General features: G+C 75.2%; 18 protein-coding genes and 1 pseudogene. 13 read left to right on the top strand and 6 right to left on the bottom strand.

The features are described from left to right. Window positions 1-47 precede the first annotated feature (47 nt). Complete coding sequence (gene dapD / locus Q3W71_RS11990; RefSeq protein ID WP_302919360.1) at window positions 48-1,007, bottom strand: 2,3,4,5-tetrahydropyridine-2,6-dicarboxylate N-succinyltransferase; 960 nt, start codon at window positions 1,005-1,007, stop codon at window positions 48-50. Between the two features lie 80 nt (window positions 1,008-1,087). On the opposite strand from dapD, the gene dapE reads away from it, so the two are divergent. Next, window positions 1,088-2,161: a succinyl-diaminopimelate desuccinylase gene (gene dapE / locus Q3W71_RS11985; protein WP_302919359.1), complete on the top strand. Its 1,074-nt coding sequence runs from the start codon at window positions 1,088-1,090 to the stop codon at window positions 2,159-2,161. A 103-nt stretch (window positions 2,162-2,264) separates the two neighbouring features. On the opposite strand, the gene Q3W71_RS11980 is transcribed toward dapE, so the two are convergent. After that, on the bottom strand, window positions 2,265-2,432 hold the full coding sequence (locus Q3W71_RS11980) for a hypothetical protein (RefSeq protein WP_302919358.1): 168 nt from the start codon (window positions 2,430-2,432) through the stop codon (window positions 2,265-2,267). A gap of 154 nt (window positions 2,433-2,586) precedes the next feature. Here Q3W71_RS11980 and Q3W71_RS11975 point away from each other — a divergent pair. The 10 genes and pseudogenes from Q3W71_RS11975 to nudC form a co-directional block, all read left to right on the top strand. Continuing rightward, window positions 2,587-3,414, top strand: a pseudogene (locus Q3W71_RS11975) (TIGR00730 family Rossman fold protein); the annotation flags it as partial. 200 nt (window positions 3,415-3,614) lie between these two features. Continuing rightward, window positions 3,615-4,160, top strand: a complete 546-nt coding sequence (locus Q3W71_RS11970; protein ID WP_302919357.1) for a TIGR00730 family Rossman fold protein — start codon at window positions 3,615-3,617, stop codon at window positions 4,158-4,160. 316 nt (window positions 4,161-4,476) lie between these two features. Continuing rightward, window positions 4,477-7,995 carry an ATP-dependent DNA helicase gene (locus Q3W71_RS11965; protein WP_302919356.1) on the top strand — a complete coding sequence of 1,173 codons (3,519 nt, stop codon included), beginning with the start codon at window positions 4,477-4,479 and terminating at the stop codon, window positions 7,993-7,995. A gap of 35 nt (window positions 7,996-8,030) precedes the next feature. Further along, on the top strand, window positions 8,031-11,408 hold the full coding sequence (locus Q3W71_RS11960) for an ATP-dependent DNA helicase (protein ID WP_302919355.1): 3,378 nt from the start codon (window positions 8,031-8,033) through the stop codon (window positions 11,406-11,408). A gap of 204 nt (window positions 11,409-11,612) precedes the next feature. Further along, window positions 11,613-11,816, top strand: a complete 204-nt coding sequence (locus Q3W71_RS11955; RefSeq protein ID WP_007072850.1) for a cold-shock protein — start codon at window positions 11,613-11,615, stop codon at window positions 11,814-11,816. 198 nt (window positions 11,817-12,014) lie between these two features. Then, window positions 12,015-13,319 carry a DEAD/DEAH box helicase gene (locus tag Q3W71_RS11950; RefSeq protein WP_302919354.1) on the top strand — a complete coding sequence of 435 codons (1,305 nt, stop codon included), beginning with the start codon at window positions 12,015-12,017 and terminating at the stop codon, window positions 13,317-13,319. A gap of 181 nt (window positions 13,320-13,500) precedes the next feature. Further along, the gene (locus Q3W71_RS11945; protein WP_302919353.1) at window positions 13,501-13,716 is read left to right on the top strand and encodes a hypothetical protein; all 216 of its coding nucleotides are present in this window, start codon (window positions 13,501-13,503) and stop codon (window positions 13,714-13,716) included. Between the two features lie 189 nt (window positions 13,717-13,905). Continuing rightward, complete coding sequence (locus tag Q3W71_RS11940; RefSeq protein ID WP_302919352.1) at window positions 13,906-15,216, top strand: pitrilysin family protein; 1,311 nt, start codon at window positions 13,906-13,908, stop codon at window positions 15,214-15,216. Window positions 15,217-15,389: 173 nt separating this feature from the next. Next, entirely contained in the window at window positions 15,390-16,733 is a 1,344-nt protein-coding gene (locus Q3W71_RS11935; protein ID WP_302919351.1) for a pitrilysin family protein, read from the top strand. 153 nt (window positions 16,734-16,886) lie between these two features. Continuing rightward, a complete protein-coding gene (nudC, locus tag Q3W71_RS11930; protein WP_302919350.1) occupies window positions 16,887-17,843 on the top strand; it encodes an NAD(+) diphosphatase in 957 nt (318 codons plus the stop codon). A 130-nt stretch (window positions 17,844-17,973) separates the two neighbouring features. On the opposite strand, the gene Q3W71_RS11925 is transcribed toward nudC, so the two are convergent. The 3 genes from Q3W71_RS11925 to Q3W71_RS11915 form a co-directional block, all read right to left on the bottom strand. Beyond that, a complete protein-coding gene (locus tag Q3W71_RS11925) occupies window positions 17,974-18,243 on the bottom strand; it encodes a hypothetical protein (protein ID WP_302919349.1) in 270 nt (89 codons plus the stop codon). A 216-nt stretch (window positions 18,244-18,459) separates the two neighbouring features. Then, window positions 18,460-18,696 (bottom strand): DUF397 domain-containing protein, encoded by a 237-nt coding sequence (locus Q3W71_RS11920; protein WP_302919348.1) that lies wholly within the window; start codon window positions 18,694-18,696, stop codon window positions 18,460-18,462. 73 nt (window positions 18,697-18,769) lie between these two features. Beyond that, entirely contained in the window at window positions 18,770-19,747 is a 978-nt protein-coding gene (locus tag Q3W71_RS11915) for a helix-turn-helix transcriptional regulator (RefSeq protein WP_302919683.1), read from the bottom strand. Window positions 19,748-19,792: 45 nt separating this feature from the next. Here Q3W71_RS11915 and Q3W71_RS11910 point away from each other — a divergent pair, with 45 nt between their 5' ends. Then, window positions 19,793-21,277, top strand: a complete 1,485-nt coding sequence (locus Q3W71_RS11910) for an MFS transporter (RefSeq protein WP_302919347.1) — start codon at window positions 19,793-19,795, stop codon at window positions 21,275-21,277. Window positions 21,278-21,339: 62 nt separating this feature from the next. Here the strand turns inward: Q3W71_RS11910 and Q3W71_RS11905 are convergent, their stop codons facing one another. After that, a complete protein-coding gene (locus Q3W71_RS11905; RefSeq protein WP_302919346.1) occupies window positions 21,340-21,582 on the bottom strand; it encodes a mycoredoxin in 243 nt (80 codons plus the stop codon). 90 nt (window positions 21,583-21,672) lie between these two features. Between Q3W71_RS11905 and Q3W71_RS11900 the strand changes: the two genes are divergently transcribed. After that, window positions 21,673-23,823 carry an ATP-dependent DNA helicase UvrD2 gene (locus Q3W71_RS11900; RefSeq protein WP_302919345.1) on the top strand — a complete coding sequence of 717 codons (2,151 nt, stop codon included), beginning with the start codon at window positions 21,673-21,675 and terminating at the stop codon, window positions 23,821-23,823. The last annotated feature ends 54 nt before the right edge of the window (window positions 23,824-23,877 follow it).

Raw genomic sequence — 23,877 nt, 5'->3', positions numbered from 1 at the left:
TACCGCCTCCGGGTCCGCGGCGCACCGCGGACCCGGAGGTGCGGCCGTCAGTCGTTGGCGTGCAGCGCCGCGTTCAGCTCGATGCCCCGGCCGGTACGCGGCCGGGCCTCCAGCGCGCCGGTGACCGAGTTGCGCCAGAAGAGCAGGCCGTCCACGCCGGAGAGTTCGCGGGCCTTGACCACCCGGCCGTCCGGCAGGGTGATCTTGGAGGCGGCGGTGATGTAGCAGCCGGCCTCGACCACGCAGTCGTCGCCGAGCGAGATGCCGACGCCGGCGTTGGCGCCGATCAGGCTCCGCTCGCCGATGCGCACCTTCTCGGTGCCGCCGCCGGAGAGCGTGCCCATGATCGAGGCGCCGCCGCCGATGTCCGAGCCGTCACCGACCAGCACGCCCTGCACGATCCGCCCCTCGACCATGGAGGTGCCGAGCGTGCCGGCGTTGAAGTTCACGAAGCCCTCGTGCATCACGGTGGTGCCGGAGGCCAGGTGGGCGCCGAGCCGGACCCGGTCGGCGTCGGCGATCCGCACGCCGGAGGGGACCACGTAGTCGGTCATCCGGGGGAACTTGTCCACCCCGTGGACGACCAGGTGGCGGCCGGCGGCCCGCTCGATCACCCGCAGCTCGTCCACCCGCTCCGGCGGGCACGGCCCGGCCGAGGTCCAGGCCACGTTGGCCAGCTTGCCGAAGATGCCGTCCAGGTTGACCTCGTTGGGCCGGACCAGGCGGTGGGAGAGCAGGTGCAGCCGGAGGTACGCGTCGGCGGCGTCCTTGATCGGGTCGTCCAGCGAGCCGATCACGGTGGTCACCTCGACCGTACGCAGACCGGGCAGTGCCCGCTCGCCGAGCGCGCCGGGCGGCAGGTCGAGCACGTCGGCCTCGTCCTCGCCGGGCACCAGCGGCAACTCGCCGAGACCCAGCTTGCCGGTCGGGTACCAGGTGTCGAGCACCTGGTCGTCGGCGGTGACGGTGGCCAGGCCGATGCCCCAGGCGGAAACTGCGGACGTCACTGATTCACCTTTCGTTCGCGGCTGCGGGGCTCGGAAGCTCACTCCTCGCGCTCACGTGAACTGACGGTACCGTGCGAACCATGGAGAACCCGCTGACCCCCGAGGTCCTCGCCGATCCGGTGGCGCTGACCCGCGCCCTCGTCGACATCGAGTCCGTCTCCCTGAACGAGAAGGCGATCGCCGACTGCGTCGAGGAGGTGTTGCGGGGGGTGGCCCACCTGACCACCTTCCGGTACGGCAACACCGTGATGGCGCGTACCGACCTCGGGCGGAGCCAGCGGGTGGTGCTCGCCGGGCACCTGGACACCGTGCCGCTGAACAACAACTTCCCGTCCACCATGCGGGGCGACCTGATGTACGGCTGCGGCACCTCGGACATGAAGTCCGGCGTCGCGTTCGCGCTGCACCTGGCGGTGACCCTGCCCGACCCCCGCTACGACGTGACGTACCTCTTCTACGAGGCCGAGGAGATCGAGTCGAGGTACAACGGGCTGGAGCTGGTCGGCGCGGCGCATCCGGAGTGGCTGGTGGCCGACTTCGCGGTGCTGCTGGAACCGACCTACGGCATCGTCGAGGCCGGCTGCCAGGGCACCATGCGGGCGATCGTCACCACGCACGGCGAGCGCGCCCACGCGGCCCGGTCCTGGCACGGGGTGAACGCCATCCACGGTGCCGGCGAGGTGCTGCGCCGGCTGACCACGTACGAGGCGCGCCGGGTGACCATCGACGGCTGCGACTACCGCGAGGGGCTCAACGCCGTGCGGATCAACGGCGGGGTGGCCGGCAACGTCGTCCCCGACCGCTGCGAGATCGAGATCAACTACCGGTACGCCCCGGACCGCGACCCGGCGGCCGCCGAGGCGCACCTGCGGGAGGTCTTCGCCGGCTTCGACCTGGCGGTGACGGACGCGGCGGCCGGCGCGCCGCCCGGGCTGGACGCGCCACCGGCGCAGGAGTTCCTGGCCGCGGTCGGCGCCGCGCCGATCGGGAAGCTGGGCTGGACCGACGTGGCCCGGTTCGCGGCCATGGGCATTCCGGCGCTGAACTTCGGCCCCGGCGACCCCAACCTGGCCCACCACCGGGACGAGCACGTCGAGATCAGCAAGATCCGCGACGGCGCGGCCACCCTGCACCGCTGGCTGGCCTCCGCGTAGGTGTCCCTCGCGTGACCAGGAGGTTCGCGTCGACCGGGTCTGCCCCGGTGACGCGAACCTCCTGGTCGAGAACGGGCCCCGGCGGGTGGGCGCCGGTGGGCGGTCAGAGCGGCAGGGACGTGTCCGGGGTGGCGCGGACGTCCGTGGGGTCGCCGGCCGGGTCGGCGGCGACGGGCTCCATCTGTCGGGCGCGGCGGCGCTCGGCCACCACGTCGCGGATCCGCCGCTGCATCTGCCGGCGGATCCGGATCATCTCGCTGTTGCTGATCACGCTGACTCCTCCCCCGAAGGCGCGCGCCGGGGCATACCCGGTATGTGAATAGTAAGACGTACGAGCGAGCGAATTAGTTGCCCAAGATCGCGGAATTTTTCCGGCCTCGTCGCCCCGCGCACCCGGCCGGTACGACTCCACTACGGTTGCTCCCATGAGTCAGAGCAACGGGCGGGAGGCCGGCCGCGCACCCGGGCGGGAGCGGCACCGGGGCGCGGTCACGCTGCGCCGGCAGGCGATCCCCACCAGCACCGCCGACCAGCGCCTGCTCGACTCGCGGGCCCGCAGCGACTGGAAGACCAAGGACGCCTGGCGGGCGCTGCGGATCCTCTCCGAGTTCGTCGAGGGCTTCGACACCCTGGCCGACCTGCCCCCGGCGGTGAGCGTCTTCGGCTCCGCCCGCAGCCGGCCGGAGAGCCCGGAGTGCCAGCTGGCCGAGGCGCTGGGCGCCGCCCTGGCCCGGGCCGGCTACGCGGTGATCACCGGTGGCGGCCCGGGGGTGATGGAGGCGGCCAACCGGGGTGCCAGCGAGGCGGGCGGCCTCTCCGTCGGGCTCGGCATCGAGCTGCCGTTCGAGCAGGGCCTCAACGACTGGGTCGACCTGGCCATCGACTTCCGCTACTTCTTCGCCCGCAAGACCATGTTCGTCAAGTACGCCCAGGCGTTCGTGGTGCTGCCCGGCGGTTTCGGCACCATGGACGAGCTGTTCGAGGCGCTGACCCTGGTGCAGACCGGCAAGGTCACCCGGTTTCCGGTGGTGCTGATGGGCGCGGACTACTGGAGCGGGCTGCTCGACTGGCTGCGCGACACGATGGCCGCCGACGGCAAGATCGGGCCGACCGACCTGGAGCTGATCTGCGTGACCGACGACGTCAACGCGGCGGTCCGGCACATCGTGGAGGCCGAGGCCACCCTCTCCGCGGAGCAGGAGGCGGTCCGCGAGGAGGCCGTCGCCCGGACCGCGGCCGACCAGCAGGCGGCGGGGGAGGCGACCAGCGGTGACCGGGCGGCCGGTGGTCCGTCGGCCGGCGGTCGGCCGGCGGGCGGAGCGGTGGAGCCGGTCGGCGGCGGGGCCACCGGCGAGCGCCCCGGCCGGATCACCGGTGCCGGTGGCGACCGCTCGGGCGAGCGGCCGGCCGGTCCGGCCCGCCCGGCGGGTGACGGGGAAGGGGCGGGCTGACCGTGGCCGCGATCTGCGTGTTCTGCGCGTCCTCCCGTACCCTCGACCGGCGCTGGCTGGATCTCGCGGCCGAGACCGGCGCGGAGATCGCCCGGCGGGGGCACACCCTGGTCAGCGGCGGCGGGTGCGTCGGCATGATGGGCGCGGTGGCCGACGGCGCGCGGGCGGCCGGCGGCCCTACCGTCGGGGTCATCCCGCAGGCGCTGGTCGACCTGGAGGTCGCCGACCTGTCCTCCGACGAGCTGCTGGTCACCGACTCGATGGCCAGCCGGAAGAACCTCATGATCGAGAAGTCGGACGCCTTCCTCACCCTGCCCGGCGGTCTCGGCACGCTCGACGAACTCTTCGAGGTCTGGACCACCGCCACCCTGGCCCTGCACGCCAAGCCGATGGTGCTGGTCGACACGGACGGCTTCTACCGGCCGCTGCTCGACTGGCTGGCCACACTCGCCGACGCCACCTTCCTCAAGCCCGCCGGCCTCGGCCTGCTCACCGTGGTCGACACCGTGCCCGCCGCCCTCGACGCCATCGAGTCCCGGCTCACCTGACGCACCACGCCCGCCATTCCCGGCCGGGCCCGGGCACGTGGCGCCAGGCCTGGGCACGCGGCGCCGGGCCCGGGCACGCGGGGTCCGGGCCGAGCGGGGGCGGGTGTGCCGAGCGAAGGGGCCAGCAGCAGGGGGGGCGGCGGCCGTGGCGGCCGGTCACCCCGTCCGTGACGCGTCGTCGGGAACCGGCGGACGTGCGGCCGCGGGGGCCGTCGCCGCTCGCCCGCTGGTCGCCGGCTCACCGGACGGGTGCGCGCTGCCGGGACGGGTGGAGTGTCGGGGAGGGGGTGTCGTACCGGCGTGGTGGGATGGGCGGATGCAGGCGTACCGGTTGGTGCGTCGGCCGGACCGGCCGACCGAGGAGCTCGGGTCGACCGGGCGGCCGACCGAGGAGCTCGTGCCGCGGCGCGACGACCCGGTGCAGGCGGAGGTCATCGGGCACACCGACGGGCCGATGCTGGTGCTCGGCGGCCCCGGCACCGGCAAGACCAGCACCCTGGTCGAGGCGGTCGCCGCCCGGGTGGCCGAGGGCGTCGATCCGGAACGCATCCTGGTGCTCACCTTCGGCCGGCGGGGCGCCACCGACCTGCGCCACCGGATCGAGGCCCGGGTCGCCCGGGGCGGGCCCCGGGTGCTCCGCGAGCCGCTGGTGCGCACCTTCCCGGCGTACGCCTTCGGCCTGCTCCGCCGGGCCGCGGCCGAGCGGGGCGAGCCGTCGCCCCGGCTGCTCACCGGCCCGGAACAGGATCTGATCATCCGTGAGCTGCTGGACGTGGTCGGCGAGGAGCCGGACGACGACCCGGTCGGCTGGCCGGAGGACCTGCGCCCGGCGCTGCGCACCCGGGCCTTCGCCGCCCAGCTGCGCGACCTGCTGATGCGGGCCGCCGAGCGCGGGGTCGGGCCGGTCGAGCTGGCCCGGCTCGGCGAGAAGCTCGGCCGGGCCGACTGGCCGGCCGCCGCCCGCTTCCTGCGCGAGTACGTCGCGGTGCTCGCGCTGCGCGACGTCAGCAACCGCGGTTCCATCGCCTACGACCCGGCCGAGCTGGTCCGGGCCGCCACCGGGATGCTGCTCGACGACGAGGAGCTGCTCGCCGCCGAGCGGCGCCGGCTGGCCCACGTCTACGTCGACGAGCTGGCCGACACCGACCCGGCCCAGCTCGACCTGCTGGCGGCGGTGGCCGGGGGCGGCAAGCCGCTGGTCGCCTTCGCCGACCCGGACTCCTCCACGTACGCCTTCCGGGGCGCCGACCCGGCCGGGGTGACCACCTTCCCGCACCGGTTCCGCACCGCCTCCGGGGCGCCCGCCGCGCAGGTGGTGCTCACCACCTCTTACCGGGCCGGGCCCCGGCTGCTGTCCGCGTCCGCCCGGCTGGCCCGGCGGTTGCGCGGCCCGGCGGCGCACCGCCGGCTGCGCTCGCTGCCCGACGCGGCGCCCGGGTCGGTCGAGGTGCACACCTTCCGCTCGGCGACCAGCGAGGCGGCCTGGCTGGCCCACGCGTTGCGGGCGGCGCACCTGCTCGACGGCGTCCCCTGGTCGGAGATGGCGGTGCTGGTGCGCTCCACCGCACGGCAGTTGCCCTCGCTGCAACGGGCGCTGCACGCCGCCGGGGTGCCGACCGTGGTGCACGGCGAGGACCTGCCGCTGCACCTGCAACCGGCGGTGGCGCCGCTGCTGCTCCTGCTGCGCTGCGCGCTGGAGCCGGAGCGACTCGACGAGGAGGCCGCGGTCGCGCTGCTGCACTCGCCGCTGGGCGGCGCCGACCCGCTGGCCGAGCGGCGGCTGCGGCAGGGGCTGCGGGCGCTCGCGCTGGCCGCCGGTGACCGCCGCCCGTCCGGTGAGCTGATCGTCGAGGCGCTGCGCGACCCGGCCGAGCTGGCCGGGATCGAGCGCCGCTGGGCGGAACCGGCGCAGACCGTGGCCGGGCTGCTCGCCGTCGCCCGGGAGGCGGCAGCCCGGCCGGGGGCGACCGCCGAGGAGGTGCTCTGGGCGGTCTGGCGGGCCAGCGGGCTGGCCGAGCTCTGGTCGTCGGCGATCGGCCGGGGTGCGGCGGCGCCCGGCGAGGGCGACGTGGCGCGGCGGCGCCGGGCCGAGGCGGCCGACCGCGACCTGGACGCGGTGATGGTCCTCTTCGACGCCGCCGCGCGGTTCACCGACCGGCTGCCCGGCGCGCGGACCGAGGTCTTCCTCGACCACGTGCTCGGCCAGGACCTGCCCGCCGACACCCTGGCGCCGACCGCCGACCGAGGCGAGGCCGTCCGGCTGCTCACCGCGCACGCGGCGAAGGGGCTGGAGTGGGACCTGGTCGCGGTGGCCGGGGTGCAGGAGGGGGTCTGGCCCGACCTGCGGCTGCGCGGCAGCCTGCTCGGCTCGGAACGGCTGGTCGACGTGCTCGCCGGCCGGGCGGGCGGGGGCAGCGTGGCCACCCTGGTCGGGCAGACCTCGGCGTTGCTCGACGAGGAACGCCGGCTGTTCCACGTCGCGGTCACCCGGGCCCGGCGCCGGTTGCTGGTCAGCGCGGTGGCCTCGGCCGCCGTCGGCGGCGACGACCACGAGGAGCAGCCGAGCCGTTTCCTCTACGAGCTCGGCCCCACCGACCCGCCCACCGGCGGCGACCCGCCGGACGGGCCCCCGCCGACGCCCGACCGCGGCGGTCCGGACGACGCGTCCGCGCCGGCCGGCGACGGCGCAGGCGGTGACCCGGCCGGGCCGGGCGACAGCGGGAACGGCGCGGGGCACCCGCGGCCGGGCGGTGTGGCCGGTGCGGAGCCGGACCCCGGCCGGTCGGCCGGCGAGGCCGACGAGGGCCGGCCGGGCAGCCTGCCGGTGAGCCGGCCGCCCCGGGCGCTGACCCTGCCGGCGCTGGTGGCGGAGCTGCGGACCGCGGTCAGCGACCCGGATCTGCCGTACGCCCGCCGGCGCGCCGCCGCGGCCGAGCTGGCGAGGTTGGCCGCCGCCGGGGTGTCCGGCGCGCACCCGGACGACTGGTGGGGGCTGCGCCCGCTCTCCGACGACCGCCCGCTGGTGGACGACGGGGAACCGGTCCGGGTCACCCCGTCGGCGATGGAGAGCGCCCTGCGGTGCAGCCTGCGCTGGCTGCTGGAACGGCACGGCGGCAGCGGCCCGGCCAGCGCCGCGCAGGGGGTGGGCAACCTGGTGCACGCCGCCGCCATGCTGGCCGAGGACGCCAGCGCCGACCGGGGCGCGTTGCTCGACTACGTGGCCGCCCGGTTCGACGCGATCGAGCTGGCCGCCCGCTGGATGGCCGGGCCGGAACGGGCCCGGGCCGAGGCGATGGTGGACAAGCTGCTGCGCTGGCTGGCCGCCAACCCGCGCCGGCTGCTCGCCATCGAGCACGAGTTCGCGGTCCGCCTCGACGACCCGCAGCGTCCGGTCCAGCTCACCGGCCGGGTCGACCGGCTGGAGGTGGACGCGGACGGCCGGCTGGTGGTGGTCGACCTGAAGACCGGCAAGTCCACCGCGGTGACCGCCGCCGACCTGGCCGAGCACCCGCAGTTGGGCGCGTACCAGGCGGCGGTGGAGGCGGGGGCGTTCGCCGAGTTCGGCGACGAGCCCGGCGGGGCGGCCCTGGTGCAGCTCGGCACCGGGGCGAAGGACGCGAAGGAGCAGAGCCAGCCGCCGGCCGGGGAGGGTCCGGAGGCGGGCTGGGCGACCGCGCTGGTCCGGCGTACCGCCGATACGATGGCCGCCGCCACCTTCGCCGCGGTCGCCAACTCCAAGTGCCGGGTCTGCCCGGTGCGGACGAGCTGCCCGGTCTCCGGGCAGGGGCGCCAGGTGGTCGAACCGCCCACCGTCCGTCCCTCCGAGAACCCGTGAGCGCGAGGAGTGAGCTTGCGAGCTGAGGTGGCACCGTGACCCAGCCGACGCTCTTCGGCACCGCGACCCCGGCGCCCCGGGTGGCCGACGCCGGCCCCCGGTACACCCCGGTGGAGCTGGCGAAGCTGCTGCGGCTGCCGGCCCCGACCCGGGAGCAGGCGGCCATCATCGCCGCCCCGGTGGAGCCGCTGCTGGTGGTCGCGGGCGCCGGGTCGGGCAAGACCGAGACGATGGCGGCCCGGGTGGTCTGGCTGGTGGCCAACGCGTACGTGCGGCCGGAGCAGGTGCTCGGGCTCACCTTCACCCGCAAGGCGGCCGGCGAGCTGGCGCACCGGGTGCGTACCCGGCTGGACCAGCTGGTGCGCCGGCTCGGCCGGCAGCGGCGGGACCCGCTCGACGACCCGCTGGCCGGGGAGCCGACCGTCTCCACCTACCACTCGTACGCCGGCCGGATCGTCACCGAGCACGGCCTGCGGGCCGGCTACGAGCCGTCCACCCGGCTGCTCACCGAGGCGTCCCGCTGGCAGTTGGTCGACCTGCTGGTGCGCAACTACGACGGCGACATGTCCGAGGTGGACCGGATGCCGAGCACCATCACCGACGCGGTGCTGGCGCTCGCCGGCGAGCTGGACGAGCACCTGGTCGACCCGGACGACCTGGCCGCCTGGACCGGGCGCTTCTTCGCCGAGGTGCAGGCCCGCCCCGGCCGGGTCTACGCCGACGTGCGCAAGGCGCTCGCCCTCCAGCAGACCCGGCTGAAGCTGCTCCCGCTGGTGCGCGCGTACGCCCGGCGCAAGGAGGACTTCGAGGCGATGGACTTCGCCGACCAGCTGGCCCGGGCGGCCCGGGTGGCGCGCGACCACCCCGGCGTCGGCGAGATCGAGCGGGACCGCTTCCGGGTGGTGCTGCTCGACGAGTACCAGGACACCAGCCATGCCCAGGTGGTGCTGCTCAACGCGCTCTTCGGCGGCGGGCACCCGGTGACCGCGGTCGGTGACCCGTGCCAGTCCATCTACGGCTGGCGCGGCGCCTCCGCCGGCACCCTGGACCGCTTCCCGACCGAGTTCGCCCGTGCCGACGGCACCCCGGCCGAGGTGCTCAGCCTCACCACCAGCTGGCGCAACCGCCCGGAGATCCTCGGGGTGGCCAACGCGCTGGCCACCCCGCTGCGGGCCGCCGGCGCCCGGGTGCCGGAGCTGCACGCGGCGCTGAGCGTCAAGGACCCGGTGCCGCACCGCAGCGCCCGCGGCGCCGCCGGCGGCACCGTGCACTGCGCGCTGCTGCCGACGTACGCCGACGAGGCGGAGTGGATCGCCGACAGCGTGCTCAACGCGTGGCGCGGCGCGGCCGGCGCAGCCGGCGCGCTGCCCGAGCACATCCCGGTGCCGCTGCGCCCGACGACGGCGGTGCTGGTCCGGCTGCGCAGCCAGATCCCGGCGATCGAATCGGCGCTGCGCGCCCGTGGCCTGCCGGTCGAGGTGGTCGGGCTCGGTGGCCTGCTGGACACCCCCGAGGTGCGGGACGTGGTCTGCACCCTGCGGGTGCTGGCCGATCCGACCGACGGGGCGGCCCTGCTGCGGCTGCTCACCGGGGCCCGCTGGCGGATCGGGCCGCGGGACCTGGTGGCGCTGCACCGCCGGGCGCGGGCCATCGCCGCGGCCCGCCGGCAACTGGCCGACGACGGTACGCCGGAGATCACCCCGGACGCGCTGGACGAGGCGACCCTGGTCGAGGCGCTGGCCGACCTCGGCCCGGCGCAGGCGTACTCGGCCGAGGGCTACGCGCGGCTGCGCGCGTACGCCCGGGAGCTGGGCCTGCTCCGCTACCGGATGGACCAGTCGCTGCCGGACCTGATCGCGGACATCGAACGGACCATCGGCCTGGACGTGGAGGTCGCGGTCCGGGCCGGCCGGGACGGCGCCGGCGACGCCGGGCTGGCCCGGGGGCACCTGGACGCGCTCGGCGACGTCGCCGCCCGGTTCAGCGGGGAGACCCCGGGCGCCACGTTGTCGGCCTTCCTCGCCTACCTGGCCGCCGCCGAGGACGAGGAGCGCGGCCTCACCCCGGGCGAGGTGGAGGTGGTCGAGGGGGCGGTGCAGATCCTCACCGCGCACGCCGCCAAGGGGCTGGAGTGGGACGCGGTGGCGGTGGCCGGGCTGTGCCGGGGGGTGTGGCCGGGGCCGGTGCGCAACTCCGACCACTGGCTCGGCGGGCTCGGCGTGCTCCCCTTCCCGCTGCGCGGCGACGCCGACGGGCTGCCCGAGCTGGGCCTGGCCGGGGCCGAGGACCAGCGCGGGGTGGCCCGGGCGCTGGAGGACTTCACCGACGCCTGGCGGGCCCACGACGAGCGGGAGGAACGGCGGTTGGCGTACGTGGCGGTCACCCGGCCGCGCCGGCTGCTGCTCTGCTCCGGCTACTGGTGGGGGGAGGGCACCAAGCGGCCGCGCGGCCCGTCGGTGCTGCTCCGCGAGGTGCACGACGCCTGCCTGGACGGTGGCGCGGGGCACCTGGTCGACGAGTGGGCGCCGGAACCCCCGCCGGACGCGACCAACCCGACCGCCGAGGTGGTGCTGCGGGCCGAGTGGCCGGCCGACCCGCTGGGCGCCCGCCGGCCGGCGCTGGCCGAGGCGGCGGCGCTGGTCCGCCGGTTCCTCGCCGACGGCGACGGCGACCCGGCCGACGGCGATCCGCTGGCCGACGACCCGGAGGTGGCGCGCTGGCGGCGGGAGGCCGACCTGCTGCTCGCCGAGCGGGCCGAGCTGACCCGGCAGGCCGGCGCGGTCGAGGTGGCGCTGCCCGGGCACCTCTCGGTGACCCAGCTGGTGGCGTTGCGCCGGGATCCGGCCGGGCTGGCCCGGACGCTGCGCCGCCCACTGCCCAGCGAGCCCAACCCGTACGCCCGCCGGGGCACGGCGTTCCACGCCTGGCTGGAGCAGCGGTTCGGGGCCGACCGGCTGCTCGACGTGGACGAGCTGCCCGGCGCGGCGGACGCGGACGCGGCGCCCGACGAGGCGCTCGCCGAACTCCAGGAGCGCTTCCTGGCCAGCGAGTGGGCCGACCGGGTGCCGGTCGAGGTGGAGGTGCCGTTCGCCACGGTGATCGCCGGGGTGGTGGTGCGGGGCCGGATGGACGCCGTGTTCGCCCGTCCGGGCGGGCGGTTCGACGTGGTCGACTGGAAGACCGGCGGCCAGCCCACCGGGGCCGCCGCCGAGGTCGCCGCGGTGCAGCTCGCGGTCTACCGGCTGGCCTGGGCGGAGCTGGCCGGGGTACCGGTGGAGCGGGTCGGCGCGGCGTTCCACTACGTCCGCGACGGGGTGACCGTACGCCCGGCGGACCTGCTCGACGCCGAGGGGCTGACCGCGCTGATCGCCGCCGTGCCGGAAGTTCCGCAAGACAGCGCGCGCCAACCGTGATAGGTTCGGTGAGTTGCAGTTTTGGTTACCAGAGACTCTGTGTGCGCCTGGCGGATTGTGGCCCCAGGCGCTCTTTGTTGTGTCCGGAGTTCTCCGGGCGGGGCGACCAGCAGCGACAGGCGAGCCACGCACTCCGCGTGGACCGCTCCTTTCGAGCCCGCAACAGGTGCGGGTTCGACGTTCCGTCAAGGAGACGAGACAAGCATGGCTATTGGCACCGTCAAGTGGTTCAACGCTGACAAGGGCTTCGGTTTCATCACCCCGGACGGCGGCGGCGCCGACGTCTTCGCCCACTTCTCGGCGATCCAGTCCTCCGGCTACCGGAGCCTGGACGAGAACCAGCGGGTCGAGTTCGAGATCACCCAGGGCCAGAAGGGCCCGCAGGCGGAGAACATCCGCCCGCTCTGATCTGCGGCGACATCCGTAGTTCGTGACATCCACCGCGCCCTCCGGGCGCGGTGACGGGGCCGGCCCGCCCCACTGCGCGGCGGGCCGGCCCCGTACCCCCTCGGTTCGTGCTTGTGACCACCGCGGCCTGCCGCCGCCGGTGACAGCGCCGCCTCCGGCGCCTTCCTCGACACGTGCCGCCTCGAGGAAGGCCTCCTTTTGACCACCGTCGTACCCTCCTTCGCCGGCACCGGCCTGGCGCCGGCTCTGCTCGCCACGCTGACCGCGCAGGGCATCACCGAACCGTTCCCGATCCAGGCGGCCACCCTGCCCGACTCGCTCGCCGGCCGGGACGTGCTCGGCCGGGGCCGTACCGGCTCCGGCAAGACCCTCGCCTTCGGGCTCCCGCTGCTGCACCGCACCGCCGGCCACCGGGCCCGGCCGGGCCGCCCGCTGGCGCTGGTGCTGGTGCCGACCCGGGAACTGGCCCAGCAGGTCACGACCGCCCTGGCCCCGTACGCCCGCGCCGTCGGGCTGCGCTGCGCCACCGTGGTCGGCGGCCTGTCGCTGGGGCGCCAGGCGGACGCGCTGCGTGCCGGCGCCGAGCTGGTCGTGGCCACCCCCGGCCGGCTGCACGACCTGATCAACCGCGGTGACGTCCGGCTCGACCAGGTCGCCACCACCGTGCTCGACGAGGCCGACCAGATGGCCGACATGGGCTTCCTGCCGCAGGTCACCAAGCTGCTGGAGCAGGTCGCCCCGGACGGGCAGCGGATGCTCTTCTCCGCCACCCTGGACGGTGGCGTGGACCGCCTGGTCCGCCGCTTCCTCAGCGAGCCGGTCACCCACTCGGTCGACCCGGGCACCGCCACGGTGACCGCGATGACCCACCACCTGCTGCACGTCGACGCGGTGGACAAGCCGGCCACGCTCACCCAGATCGCCGCCCGCGAGGGCCGCACCATCCTCTTCATGGGCACCAAGCACCGCGCCGACCGGCTGGCCCGGCAGTTGCTGGCCAAGGGGGTCCGCGCCGCGGCGCTGCACGGCGGCAAGTCGCAGCCGCAGCGCACCCGGATCCTGGAGCAGTTCCGCACCGGGCAGGTGACCGCGCTGGTCGCCACCGACGTCGCGGCCCGCGGCATCCACGTCGACGGGCTGGACCTGGTGGTCAACGTGGACCCGCCGGCCGAGGCGAAGGACTACCTGCACCGGGGCGGGCGTACCGCCCGGGCCGGCGAGTCCGGCACCGTGGTCACGCTGGTCCTGCCGGAGCAGCGCCGGGACGTGTCGCGCCTGATGGCGGCCGCCGGCATCCGGCCCCACTCGGCGCAGGTCCGCCCCGGCGACGCGTCGCTGGTCCGGGCGACCGGTGCCCGCGAGCCGTCCGGCGTGCCGGTGACCATCGCCGCCCCGCCGGCCCCGGCCGCCCGCGCCACCGGCGCCGCCCCGGGCACGGCCGGTCGCACTCCGCACCGCGCCTCCGGCCGCCCGCGTCGCCCGCGTCGCCCCCGCGCCTCCTGACGCCGGCCGCCGCTTCGGTCACCGTCACCCCGGTCGGCGCCGGCCCGGCGCCGGTCACCCTGCTGAGTCGGCAATCAGCGCCGACGGGGTCGGGTGGCCGACTGTGCCGGTCCGGTCCGTGGTCGAGGCTGACGGCGGGGGGAACGGCCGGGCGGATCGGCTCGACACGGGAGGGGTGACCATGGCGGGCGAGACCGGCTCGACGGCACTGCGCGAGTTGCTGTTCGTGGTCGCGGTCGCCGCCGCCGGGCTGCTGCTCGCCATGGTCGCGGTCTTCACGCCCTGGCACGCCACGCCGGGCGGGGCCGCCCCGGCCGCCCCGGTGGAGCTGCACAGTCCCGCCGGTGTGGTGGACGAGCCCGGCCCGGCCGGGCGGACGGACCCGACCGCCGGCTGAGCCGCGGTCGTCGTACCCCGGCCGGACCGGAGCCCGCGGAGGGGCGGGCCCGGTCGCGCGGCGCGGGGTGCGAGGTGTGGTCGGGCCGGCGGGGCACCGGCCCGGCCACGCCGACCGGCGCCACCGCCGTCCGGTCCCGGTCGGCGGAGGTCGCCGGCACGGGGGTGCCGACGCGTTAGAGTCGATCACGTGCCGACGCGGAGAGCGAGAATCCCAGTCACCAAGTACCCGGCCGAGCGGTTCACCCTCGACAACGGCCTGCGGGTGGTGCTGACCCCAGACCGCAGCGCACCGGTGATCGGGGTGGCGGTCGTCTACGACGTCGGCATCCGCTCCGAGCCGGAGGGCCGCACCGGCTTCGCCCACCTCTTCGAGCACCTGATGTTCCAGGGCTCGGAGAACCTGGAGAAGCTGGCCCACTTCCGGCACGTGCAGGGTGCCGGCGGCACCTTCAACGGCTCCACCCACCTGGACTACACCGACTACTTCGAGACCCTGCCGAGCAACGCCCTGGAGCGGGCGCTCTTCCTGGAGGCCGACCGGATGCGCGGCCCCCGGCTGACCGAGGAGAACCTGCGCAACCAGGTCGACGTGGTCAAGGAGGAGATCCGGGTCAACGTGCTCAACCGCCCGTACGGCGGGTTCCCCTGGCTGACCCTGCCACCGGTCATGTTCGACACGTTCCCGAACGCGCACGACGGCTACGGCTCCTTCGTCGACCTGGAGTCGGCCACCGTCGCCGACGCCGCCGACTTCTTCCGCCGCTACTACGCCAGCGGCAACGCGGTGCTCGCGGTGAGCGGCGACATCGACGTGGCCGAGGCGACCGAGCTGATCGGCCGGCACTTCGGGGACGTGCCGGCCCGGCCCGCGCCGGAGCGACCGGACTTCACCGAGCCGGACCTGACCGTCGAGCGGCGCACCGCGTACACCGACAAGCTGGCCCCGCTGCCGGCGGTGGCCTCGGCCTGGCGGGTGCCCGACCCGGTCGTCGACTTCGCCGGCTACCTGCCCTTCGTGGTGCTCGCCGAGGTGCTCACCGACGGCGACGCGTCCCGGCTGGTCGAGCGGCTGGTGCTGCGGGACCGGACGGTCACCAGCGTCGGTGGCTACCTCGGCTTCATGGGCGACCCGTTCGACGTGCGGGACCCGACGGCACTGCTGCTCCAGGCGCACCTGCCGCCGGGCGGCGACGTGGACAAGGTGCTGCGCACCGTGGACGAGGAGCTGGACCGGCTGGCCACCGACGGCCTGACCGACGGGGAACTGGGCCGCACCCAGGCCAGGATGGCGACCCACCTGCTGCGTGACACCGACCCGGTGCTCACCCGGGCGCTGCGGATGGCCGTACTGGAGCAGCAGCGCGGTGAGCCGGGTCTGCTCAACGAGCTGCCCCGGCTGGTCGGCGAGGTCACCGAGGAGCAGGTCCGGGCCGCCGCCGCCACCCTGCGGGCGGAGCGCCGGGCATCCGTCGAGGTCATCCCGGGAGGTGCCCGGTGAGCGCGAGGAGTGAGCCGGTTTTGCGAGCCCCGCAGTCGCGAACGAAGGTGGCGCTGTGAGCGCGAGGAGTGAGCCGGTTTTGCGAGCCCCGCAGTCGCGAACGAAGGTGGCGCTGTGAGCGCGAGGAGTGAGCCGGTTTTGCGAGCCCCGCAGTCGCGAACGGAGGAGGCGCAGTGACGGCGACCGTCCCCACCGGGCCGCGGGCGCTGCCGCCGCTCGGTCCGCACCGCAAGCTGAAGCTGCCCCGGCAGGCGGAGCGGACGCTCGGCAACGGCCTCACCGTGATCGCGGTACGCCGGTCCGCGGTGCCCCTGGTCGAGCTGCGGCTCTGGATGCCGTTCGGCCGCGCCCACCTGGCTCGCGGCGCGATGCTCGCGCAGACCCTGCTCTCCGGCACGGAGACGATGTCCAGCGTGCAGCTCGCCGCCGAGTTGCAGAAGGTCGGCGGCGGGCTGTCCGCCGGCATCGACCCGGACCGGCTGATGCTCTCCGGCGCCAGCCTGGTCACCGGCCTGGACCGGATGCTGGAGCTGCTCGCCGAGGTGCTGACCGGGGCGAGCTACCCGACCGGCGAGGTCACCACCGAGCGCGACCGGCTGGTCGACCGGATCCAGGTGGCGCAGAGCCAGCCGGCGCACCTGGCCCGCACGGCGCTGCTCAAGCGGATCTACGGCCGGCACCCGTACGCGGTGCAGACGCCGGAGCCGGAGCAGGTCCGGGCGGTCCGGCCGGGCGCGCTGCGGAGCCTGCACGCCCAGCGGGTGCACCCGGCCGACGCGGTGCTGGTGCTGGTCGGCGACGTGCAGCCGGAGCGGGCCCTGGACGCGGCCGAGAAGGCGCTGTCCGGGTGGAACGGGGCCGGCCACACCGCCGATCTGCCGCCCGCTCCACCGCTGGAGCCGGGTCCGCTGCTGCTGGTCGACCGGCCCGGCTCGGTGCAGTCGTCGCTGCGGGTGGCGTTGCCGGCGGTGCCGCGCACCCACCCCGACCACGCCGCGCTGCAACTGGCCAACCTGGTCTTCGGCGGCTACTTCTCGTCCCGCTGGGTGGAGAACATCCGCGAGGACAAGGGCTACACCTACGGGCCGCACTCGCTGGTCGAGCACTCGGTGGCCGGTTCCGTGCTGGTCGCCGCCGCCGAGGTGGCCACCGAGGTGACCGGGCCGGCGCTGCTGGAGACGACGTACGAGCTGGGCCGGCTGGCCGCGCTGCCGCCCAAGCCGGACGAGCTGGAGCAGGCCCGCCGGTACGCCCTCGGCACGCTCCAGCTCGGTATGGCCACCCAGGCCGGACTGGCCTCGCTGACCAGCGCGTACGCCGGCAACGGGCTGCGCCTGGAGTTCCTCGCCGAGCACGCCGCCCGGCTGGCGAAGGCGACCGTCGACGACGTGGCCGAGGCGGCGGCCCGCTACCTCGCCCCGGCCCGCGCGGTCACCGTGGTGCTCGGCGACGCCGAGCGGGTCGCGCCGGCGCTGGCCGCGCTCACTCCGGTCGAGGTCCAGCCGGTAAAGGCATGAGCGAGCGCAGCGAGCGAGTCATCGAGTTCGGTGCGTTGGGGCCTCGTGGCGGCACGGAGCGCAGCGGAGCGCCGGCATGAGCGAGCGCAGTGAGCGAATCGAACCCGGTGCGTTGGGGCCTCGTGGCGGCACGGAGCGCAGCGGAGTGCCGGCATGAGCGGAGAGGCCGCCCCACCGCTGGCCCGCTCCACGCTGGACCGGGCGGCGCACCGGCGTACCGACCCGGACTGGCTGGCGCAGGCGTGGCAGCAGGCCCGGGTGCTGGTGCTCGACTCGACGAACGAGGGCCGGGCGCTGGTCCGTGCCGACGTGACCCCGCCGGTGCTGGTGCTGCTCGGCCCGGACGACGTGCCGCCGAGCGCCGGCGCCCCGCCGATGTTCCTCGGCGTCGAGCCGGACGGGGTGCCGGTCTTCGCGGTGGACGCCCCGCTGCCGGCCGTGCCGGGCGCCCGCGCGGCGCACCTGCGCGAGGTGGGGCACCTGCTCGGTGACCGGGACGCCGGGTTGTTCACCACCGCCCTCGCGCTGGTCAACTGGCACCTTCGGCACCGCTACTCGTCGGCCAGCGGCCAGCTCACCGAGGTGGACGAGGCGGGCTGGTCCCGGATCGACCCGGCCGGCGACCGGATCTGGCCGCGTACCGATCCGGCGATGATCGTGCTGGTGCACGACGGGGAGCCCGGCCCGGACGGCCGGTGCCTGCTGGGCAACAACGCCACCTGGCCGGGCGTGCCGGGCGAGCGGCGGTTCTCCTGCCTGGCCGGCTACGTCGAGCCGGGGGAGTCGGCCGAGGCGGCGGTGCTGCGCGAGGTGCACGAGGAGGTCGGCGTCCCGGTCGAGGGCATCGCGTACGTGGGCAGCCAGGCGTGGCCGTTCCCCGGCTCGCTGATGCTCGGCTTCCTCGCCACCGCCGACCCGGAGCACCCGGTGCGGCTCGACCCGGCGGAGATCGCGTATGCCCGGTGGTTCACCCGGCGGGAGATCGGTGCGGCGCTGGCCGGACGGACCGTGGACGTGGGCGGCGCCCGGCTGGTGCTGCCGCCGCCGTCGTCGATCGCGCTCTTCCTGATCCACCGGTGGCTGGACGGCTGGGTGGACGGCGACCGCTGACCGGGTGTCCGTGCGGTCCCGGCTCGTGGCCGCCGTTGCCGCGACGGTCACGAGCCGGGAACACGGGCCGCCGTGGTCGGCGGGGCAAGGAACACGGCGGGGGAGCCGGTCCGACCACGACGGACGTCGGTCAGCCGCCGGGGCCGGGCGGCCGGTGCGGCCGGGCCGGCGCGTCGAGCGGCAGCACCTTCACCCGTTGCTTGCCGGCGCGTACCGCGCCGACCGTCGACAGTGCCCGGGCCAGCAGCAAGGCGGCGTCCCGATCCTCGGCGTGGACGATCTGGCGGCGCGGCTCGGGCGTGGTGGTCTCGTCCCGCAGTCGGATCCCGCCGGCCCAGGCGGCGGCGATGTCCACGTCGGCGGCGGCGCGGATGTCGGTGCGAACGATCAGGAACCGCATGTCGGTCTCCGGATGTACCGCGACGGATGGGAACGGGTGGAAGTTCCACGTCACTCTGGGGGCCATGTTACGCCGCGTGGTCGAGTCAGCAACCCAAACGCGACGATCGACCCGCAGCCTCATCCGATCAGCCGATGACAGGTTGGCGCGGTCGGGCCATCGAACAGGCGACGGGGCCGCCGGCGCGTTGCCGACGGCCCCGTCCCGTTCACCGGATCAGTCCAGATCGAACTGTCCGTTCTTGGTGCCGGCGAGGAAGCCCAGCCAGCCGGCCCGGTCGAACAGCAGCACCGGGCCGCGGCGGTCCTTGCTGTCCCGCAGGGCGACCGCGGCCGGGCCGGTCCGCAGCGGGGCGACCTCGACGCAGTTGGAGGTCTGGCTGCGCGTGCTGGTACGCCACGGGGCGTCCGCCAGCTGCGCGAGGACGGACGGCGTGTTGCGGAATTCGTTCATCGTGCCACTCCTGAAATGAACCGTTGCGATGGCTCGAGTGGCGCTGCACGTCCCGACCTGGGTCCCCCGTGGATCACCGTTCGGTCAGGCGCCCGGAATGCCGGCGACGCTGGACCGGCGCCGTTGCCGGTCCGAGCGCCACTGTGGACGGGGCCGCCGTCTCGGTCAGCCGCCCCGACGCCTCGATCAGCCAGGAGAGGGTGTCCGATGCGGAGAGCGCCGCCGTGCATAACCACTCGAACACCACTTTATAGCGATTTAGGGTGTTTACCTCGGTGGACATGACGTCGGTGAACCCGCCCTCGATGGCGAGGGTCTCCGGATCCAGCGGATCGGCGAACCGGTAGAGGGAGAAAGCGGTCGGCGGGAGGTACCACTCGCCGATCGGCGTGTCCCGCGGCAGCACGTGCAGTGTGACGTTCGGCAGCATGGCCAGCTCGCAGAGCTGGATCACCTGCTCGCGCAGCACCTCCGGCGGCCCGGCCCGGCGGCCCAGCGCCGCCTCCTCCAGCACCGCCGTGTAGCGGGGCGCGTCGGTGCCGCGGGTGAGCAGCTTCTGCCGGGCCAACCGGGCCTGCACCTGCGTCTCGGTGTCCTCGGCGTCCGGGTCGCCGGCGTCCTCGCCGACCTGCCGGGCCGAGGCGATCCGCACCCGCGCGTAGCCCGGGGTCTGCAACAGCCCGGGCACCAGCACGGGGTTGTACTCGGAGATCTCCGCGCAGCCCGCCTCCAGTTCGGCGAAGCCGCGCTGCTGCGGGGTCATCGCCGGGAACGACCGCAGCCAGCCGCGCATGTCGCCGGCCTCCTGGGTGATGCCCAGCAACTCCTCGCCCAGCGCCTCGTCCGCGCCGTAGAGGTCGAGCAGGTCGCGCACGTCCTGCGGGTCGGGCCGGCTGCGCCCGTTCTCCAGCCGCGACAGCTTCGACGCGGAGGCCCAGCCGATCCGCTCGATGACCTGGTCTCCGGTGAGACCGGCGGCCTCGCGCAGCCGGCGCAACTCGGTGCCCAGCCTGCGGCGGCGCAGGATCGGGCTCGGTGAGGCAGGAGGCACGGCGTCCTCTTTCCCGTCGACCGTCACGGACGCGACGGTAACTGTATGACATTCGCCCCCCACGGTCAGTATGGACGGCGCGACCGGCGTCGGTGGTTCCCGGCGAGGGCGTGTCTTGCAGAAAAGAGGACCGTGGAGGGGTGCGGCCGGTCGGTGACCCGCCGCCGGGCCCGACCACCGCCGCCCCGACCGCGTCTCCGGGCGCGGGCCATCCCGCCGGAGGGACCCATGCGCACCGTCCTGCGCCGACCGGACTTCCGCCTGCTCTTCACCGGCCTGTTGGCCAGCATGGCGGCGGAGTCGATCCTGCTGCTGGCGCTCGCGGTCTGGGTGAAGGACCTGACCGGGTCGGACGGCCTGGCCGGCGCGACCATCTTCGCCGTCATCGCGCCGATGACCCTGGCGCCGCTGGTCGGCTGGTTCGTCGACCGGCTTCCCCGCCGGCCGTTCTTCGTGGCTGCCAACCTGGCCACGGCGGCACTGCTCACCCCGCTGTTCGCGGTCCGGGACCGGGCCGACGTGTGGATCGTCTACGCGGTCGCGGCGCTGTACGGCCTGTCGTACATCACGCTCAGCGCGGTGCTCAGCGGGCTGATCCGGCAACTGGTCCCGGCCGAACTGCTGGCCGAGGCGAACGGCGTGCTGCAGACCGTCCGGCAGGGGCTACGGCTGATCGGCCCGCTGGCGGGCGCCGGGCTCTACGCCGCCGTGGGCGGGTGGCTGCTGGCCGCGCTGGCGATGGGCGGCTTCGCAGTGGCGGCCGCCGTGGTCGGGGTGCTGCGGGTGCCCGAGGGCCCGGCGGCGACCGCGGAGCTGCGCTGGCCTGCCGAACTCGGGGCGGGGCTGCGGCACCTGGCCGGCGAGCCGGCGCTGCGCCGGGCGCTGTTCGGCTACGGGCTGGGCTCGCTGGTGATGGGCGTCAGCGAGTCACTGATCTTCGCGTACGTCGACCGGGGGCTGGGCCGGGACGCCGCGTTCGTCGGCGTGCTGGTCACCGTGCAGGGGGTCGGCGGGTTGCTCGGCGGACTGCTCTCGGCGGGCGTGGTACGCCGGGCCGGCGAGGTCGGCACGCTCGCCGCCGGGGTCGCCTTCTTCGGGCCGGCGGCGCTGGCGCTGGCGTACCCGAGCCTGTGGCTGGGCTTCGCGGCGGTGCTGCTGGCCGGGGTCTCGCTGCCGCTGACCATGGTCGGGCTGCACACGCTGATCCAGCGGCGCACCCCGGCGGGGCTGATCGGCCGGGTGGCCGCGGCGGCCGAGGCGGTGGTCAGCGGCCCCCAGGCGCTCTCCATCGGGGCCGGCGCCCTGCTCGTCGGCGTGCTGGACTACCGGCTGCTCTTCACGCTGATCGGCCTGGTCACCCTGCTGGCCGGCGGCTACCTCTGGCACCACCGCACCCTCACCCCACCCCCCGCACCCGCCCACCGTCCCCCCGCACCCGTCCCGTCCCCCCGCCGTCCCGTTGATCATCGGTTCGTCGGCGCGACACGCCGGCGACGGGAGCGGCAGTTTCATGATCAACGCGGGCGATGAGGGGCGGAGACGCGGCGGAGCGGCCGCCCGGGTGGGCGGCCGCTCCGGCGGGGTGCTGCGGGTCAGCCAGCGAGGCTGGCCAGGCGCTGCTTGACCTGGGTGATGGAGGGGTTGGTGAGGGCGCTGCCGTCGGCGAAGCGCAGCGTCGGGACGGTCTGGTTGCCGCCGTTGACGCTCATCACGAACTCCGCGGCCTTCGGGTCCTGCTCGATGTCGACCACCTCGTATCCGATGCCCTCCCGGTCGAGCTGCGACTTCAGCCGGTGGCAGTAGCCGCACCAGGGGGTGGAATACATCGTCAGCATGGTCAGATCCTCCAACAGTCGGCCACGGCTTGCCGATCAAGCCCGGGCTAACCGCTGTAACGTCCGGGCCGGCTGCGAGAATTCCGGGCTGTGGGGGTTCACTCAGCGACCGAACGGGTGCTCGCCGGACTGGATCCGGAGCAGCGGTCCGCGGTGACCGCCCCGGCCGGCCCGGTCTGCATCCTGGCCGGCGCCGGCACCGGCAAGACGCGGGCCGTCACCTCCCGGATCGCCTACCGGGCCCTCTCCGGCGAGATCCCGGCCCGGCACGTGCTGGCGGTCACCTTCACCGCCCGGGCCGCCGCCGAGATGCGCGCCCGGCTCACCGCGCTCGGGGTGGGCGGCGTCCAGGCGCGCACCTTCCACGCGGCAGCGCTGCGCCAGGTGCGCTACTTCGCGCCCCGGCTGCTGGAGGGCCGGGCCATGCCCGAACTGCTGGACAGCAAGGTCCGGCTGGTCACCCTCGCCGCCGCCAAGGTGGGCCTGCGCACCGACCGGGCGGCCGCGCGGGACCTCGCCGGTGAGATCGAGTGGGCCAAGTCGTCCCTGGTCGAGCCCGCCGAGTACGTGGTGGCGGCGGCCAAGGCGCTGCGCGACACCCCGCACGAGCCGGCGAAGGTGGCCGACGTGTTCGCCGCGTACGAACGGCTGAAGCGGGCCAACGGGGTGATCGACTTCGAGGACATGCTGCGTGCCGCGGTGTGGGGGATCGAGGAGCACGCCGACGTCGCCGAGCAGGTCCGCGGCCAGTACCGGCACTTCGTGGTCGACGAGTACCAGGACGTCAACCCGCTCCAGCAGCGGTTGTTGGAGGCCTGGCTGGGTGGCCGCGACGACCTGACAGTGGTCGGCGACGCCAGCCAGACTATCTACTCCTTCACCGGGGCCACCTCCGGCTACCTGGTCGACTTCCCCCGCCGCTACCGGGGCGCCACGGTGGTCCGGCTGGTCCGCGACTACCGCTCCACCCCGCAGGTGGTCGGGCTGGCCAACGCGGTGATCTCGCAGGCGCGCGGCGCCGAGGCGCGGCTGCGGCTGGAACTGGTCGGGCAGCGCCCACCCGGCCCGGAACCGGAGCTGCGGATCTTCACCGACGAGCCGGCCGAGGCCGCCGCGGTGGCCGCCCGCTGCCGGGCGCTGGTCGACGCCGGCACCCCGGCCCGCGAGATCGCCGTGCTGTTCCGCACCAACGCGCAGTCCGAGGCGTACGAGAAGGCGCTGACCGAGGCGAGCGTGCCGTACCAGGTGCAGGGGGCGGAGCGGTTCTTCGAGCGGGTCGAGGTGCGGCAGGCGATGGTGGCGCTGCGGGCGGCCACCCGCTCGATCCCGGGGGAGACGCCGCTGCCCGCCGCCGTGGTCGAGGCGCTCGGCGCGGTCGGCTGGGCGCCCGAGGCCGCCCCGGCCGGCGGTGCCGCCCGGGAGCGGTGGGAGGCGCTCGCCGCGATCGTCCAGCTCGCCGAGGAGTACGCGGCCACCCCCGAGGTGTTGCCGATCGGCCCGGCCGCCGCGGTGGAGCGCCCGGTCACCCTGGCCGACTTCAACGACGAGCTGGCCCGGCGAGCCGCCGCCCAGCACGTGCCGACCGTGGACGGGGTGACGCTGGCCTCCCTGCACTCGGCCAAGGGGCTGGAGTGGGATGCGGTCTTCCTGGTCGGGCTCTCCGAGGGCACCCTGCCCACCACGTACGCCAAGACCGTCGAGCAGGTCGAGGAGGAGCGCCGGCTGCTCTACGTCGGCATCACCCGGGCCCGGGAGTGGCTCTGGCTGTCGTACGCCACGGCCCGCTCGCCGGGCGGGCGGGCCCGGCGGCCGACCCGGTTCCTGCCCCAGCTGGACCGCTCCGCAGGTGGCGCCGAGCGGGCCGGCGCCGGCCCGGCCCGGCGTACGGAGCGGCGCCGGACCCAGATCGTCTCCTGCCGGATCTGCGGCGCCACCCTGCTCGCCGGCCCGGACCGCAAGCTCGGCCGCTGCGCCACCTGCCCGTCCGACATCGACGAGGAGCTGCACGCTCGGCTGCACGAGTGGCGGTCGCGGGTGGCCGGCGCGCAGAAGGTCCCGGCGTACGTGGTCTTCACCGACGCCACCCTGACCGCGCTGGCCGAACGCCGGCCGGGCCGTCCCGAGGAACTCATCGCGATCGCCGGGATCGGCCCGCGCAAACTGGGCCTCTACGGGGAGTCGGTGCTGGCGCTGGTGGGCGGCGCGACGGTCGACGACGTTCTGCCCGAAGAAAACTTTTGAAATCTGGCCGTAAATCGTTTGCCCTCGCCGGGGGCCGAGGAATAGCCTCATGGC

It is taken from the genome of Micromonospora sp. C28SCA-DRY-2 (assembly GCF_030519475.1).
Taxonomy (GTDB): Bacteria; Actinomycetota; Actinomycetes; order Mycobacteriales; family Micromonosporaceae; genus Micromonospora.
The sequence above is the reverse complement of the archived record's forward strand: the minus strand, read 5'-3'. Positions and strand labels throughout refer to the sequence as shown.

What these genes read in the sequence shown, in the direction of transcription:
- dapE (WP_302919359.1), top strand. Translation starts at nt 1,088, where the DNA reads ATGGAGAACCCGCTGACCCCCGAGGTCCTCGCCGATCCGGTGGCGCTG.
- Q3W71_RS11965 (WP_302919356.1), top strand. Translation starts at nt 4,477, where the DNA reads ATGCAGGCGTACCGGTTGGTGCGTCGGCCGGACCGGCCGACCGAGGAG.
- Q3W71_RS11955 (WP_007072850.1), top strand. Translation starts at nt 11,613, where the DNA reads ATGGCTATTGGCACCGTCAAGTGGTTCAACGCTGACAAGGGCTTCGGT.
- Q3W71_RS11945 (WP_302919353.1), top strand. Translation starts at nt 13,501, where the DNA reads ATGGCGGGCGAGACCGGCTCGACGGCACTGCGCGAGTTGCTGTTCGTG.
- nudC (WP_302919350.1), top strand. Translation starts at nt 16,887, where the DNA reads ATGAGCGGAGAGGCCGCCCCACCGCTGGCCCGCTCCACGCTGGACCGG.
- Q3W71_RS11925 (WP_302919349.1), bottom strand. Translation starts at nt 18,243, where the DNA reads ATGCGGTTCCTGATCGTTCGCACCGACATCCGCGCCGCCGCCGACGTG.
- Q3W71_RS11920 (WP_302919348.1), bottom strand. Translation starts at nt 18,696, where the DNA reads ATGAACGAATTCCGCAACACGCCGTCCGTCCTCGCGCAGCTGGCGGAC.
- Q3W71_RS11910 (WP_302919347.1), top strand. Translation starts at nt 19,793, where the DNA reads ATGACATTCGCCCCCCACGGTCAGTATGGACGGCGCGACCGGCGTCGG.
- Q3W71_RS11905 (WP_302919346.1), bottom strand. Translation starts at nt 21,582, where the DNA reads ATGCTGACGATGTATTCCACCCCCTGGTGCGGCTACTGCCACCGGCTG.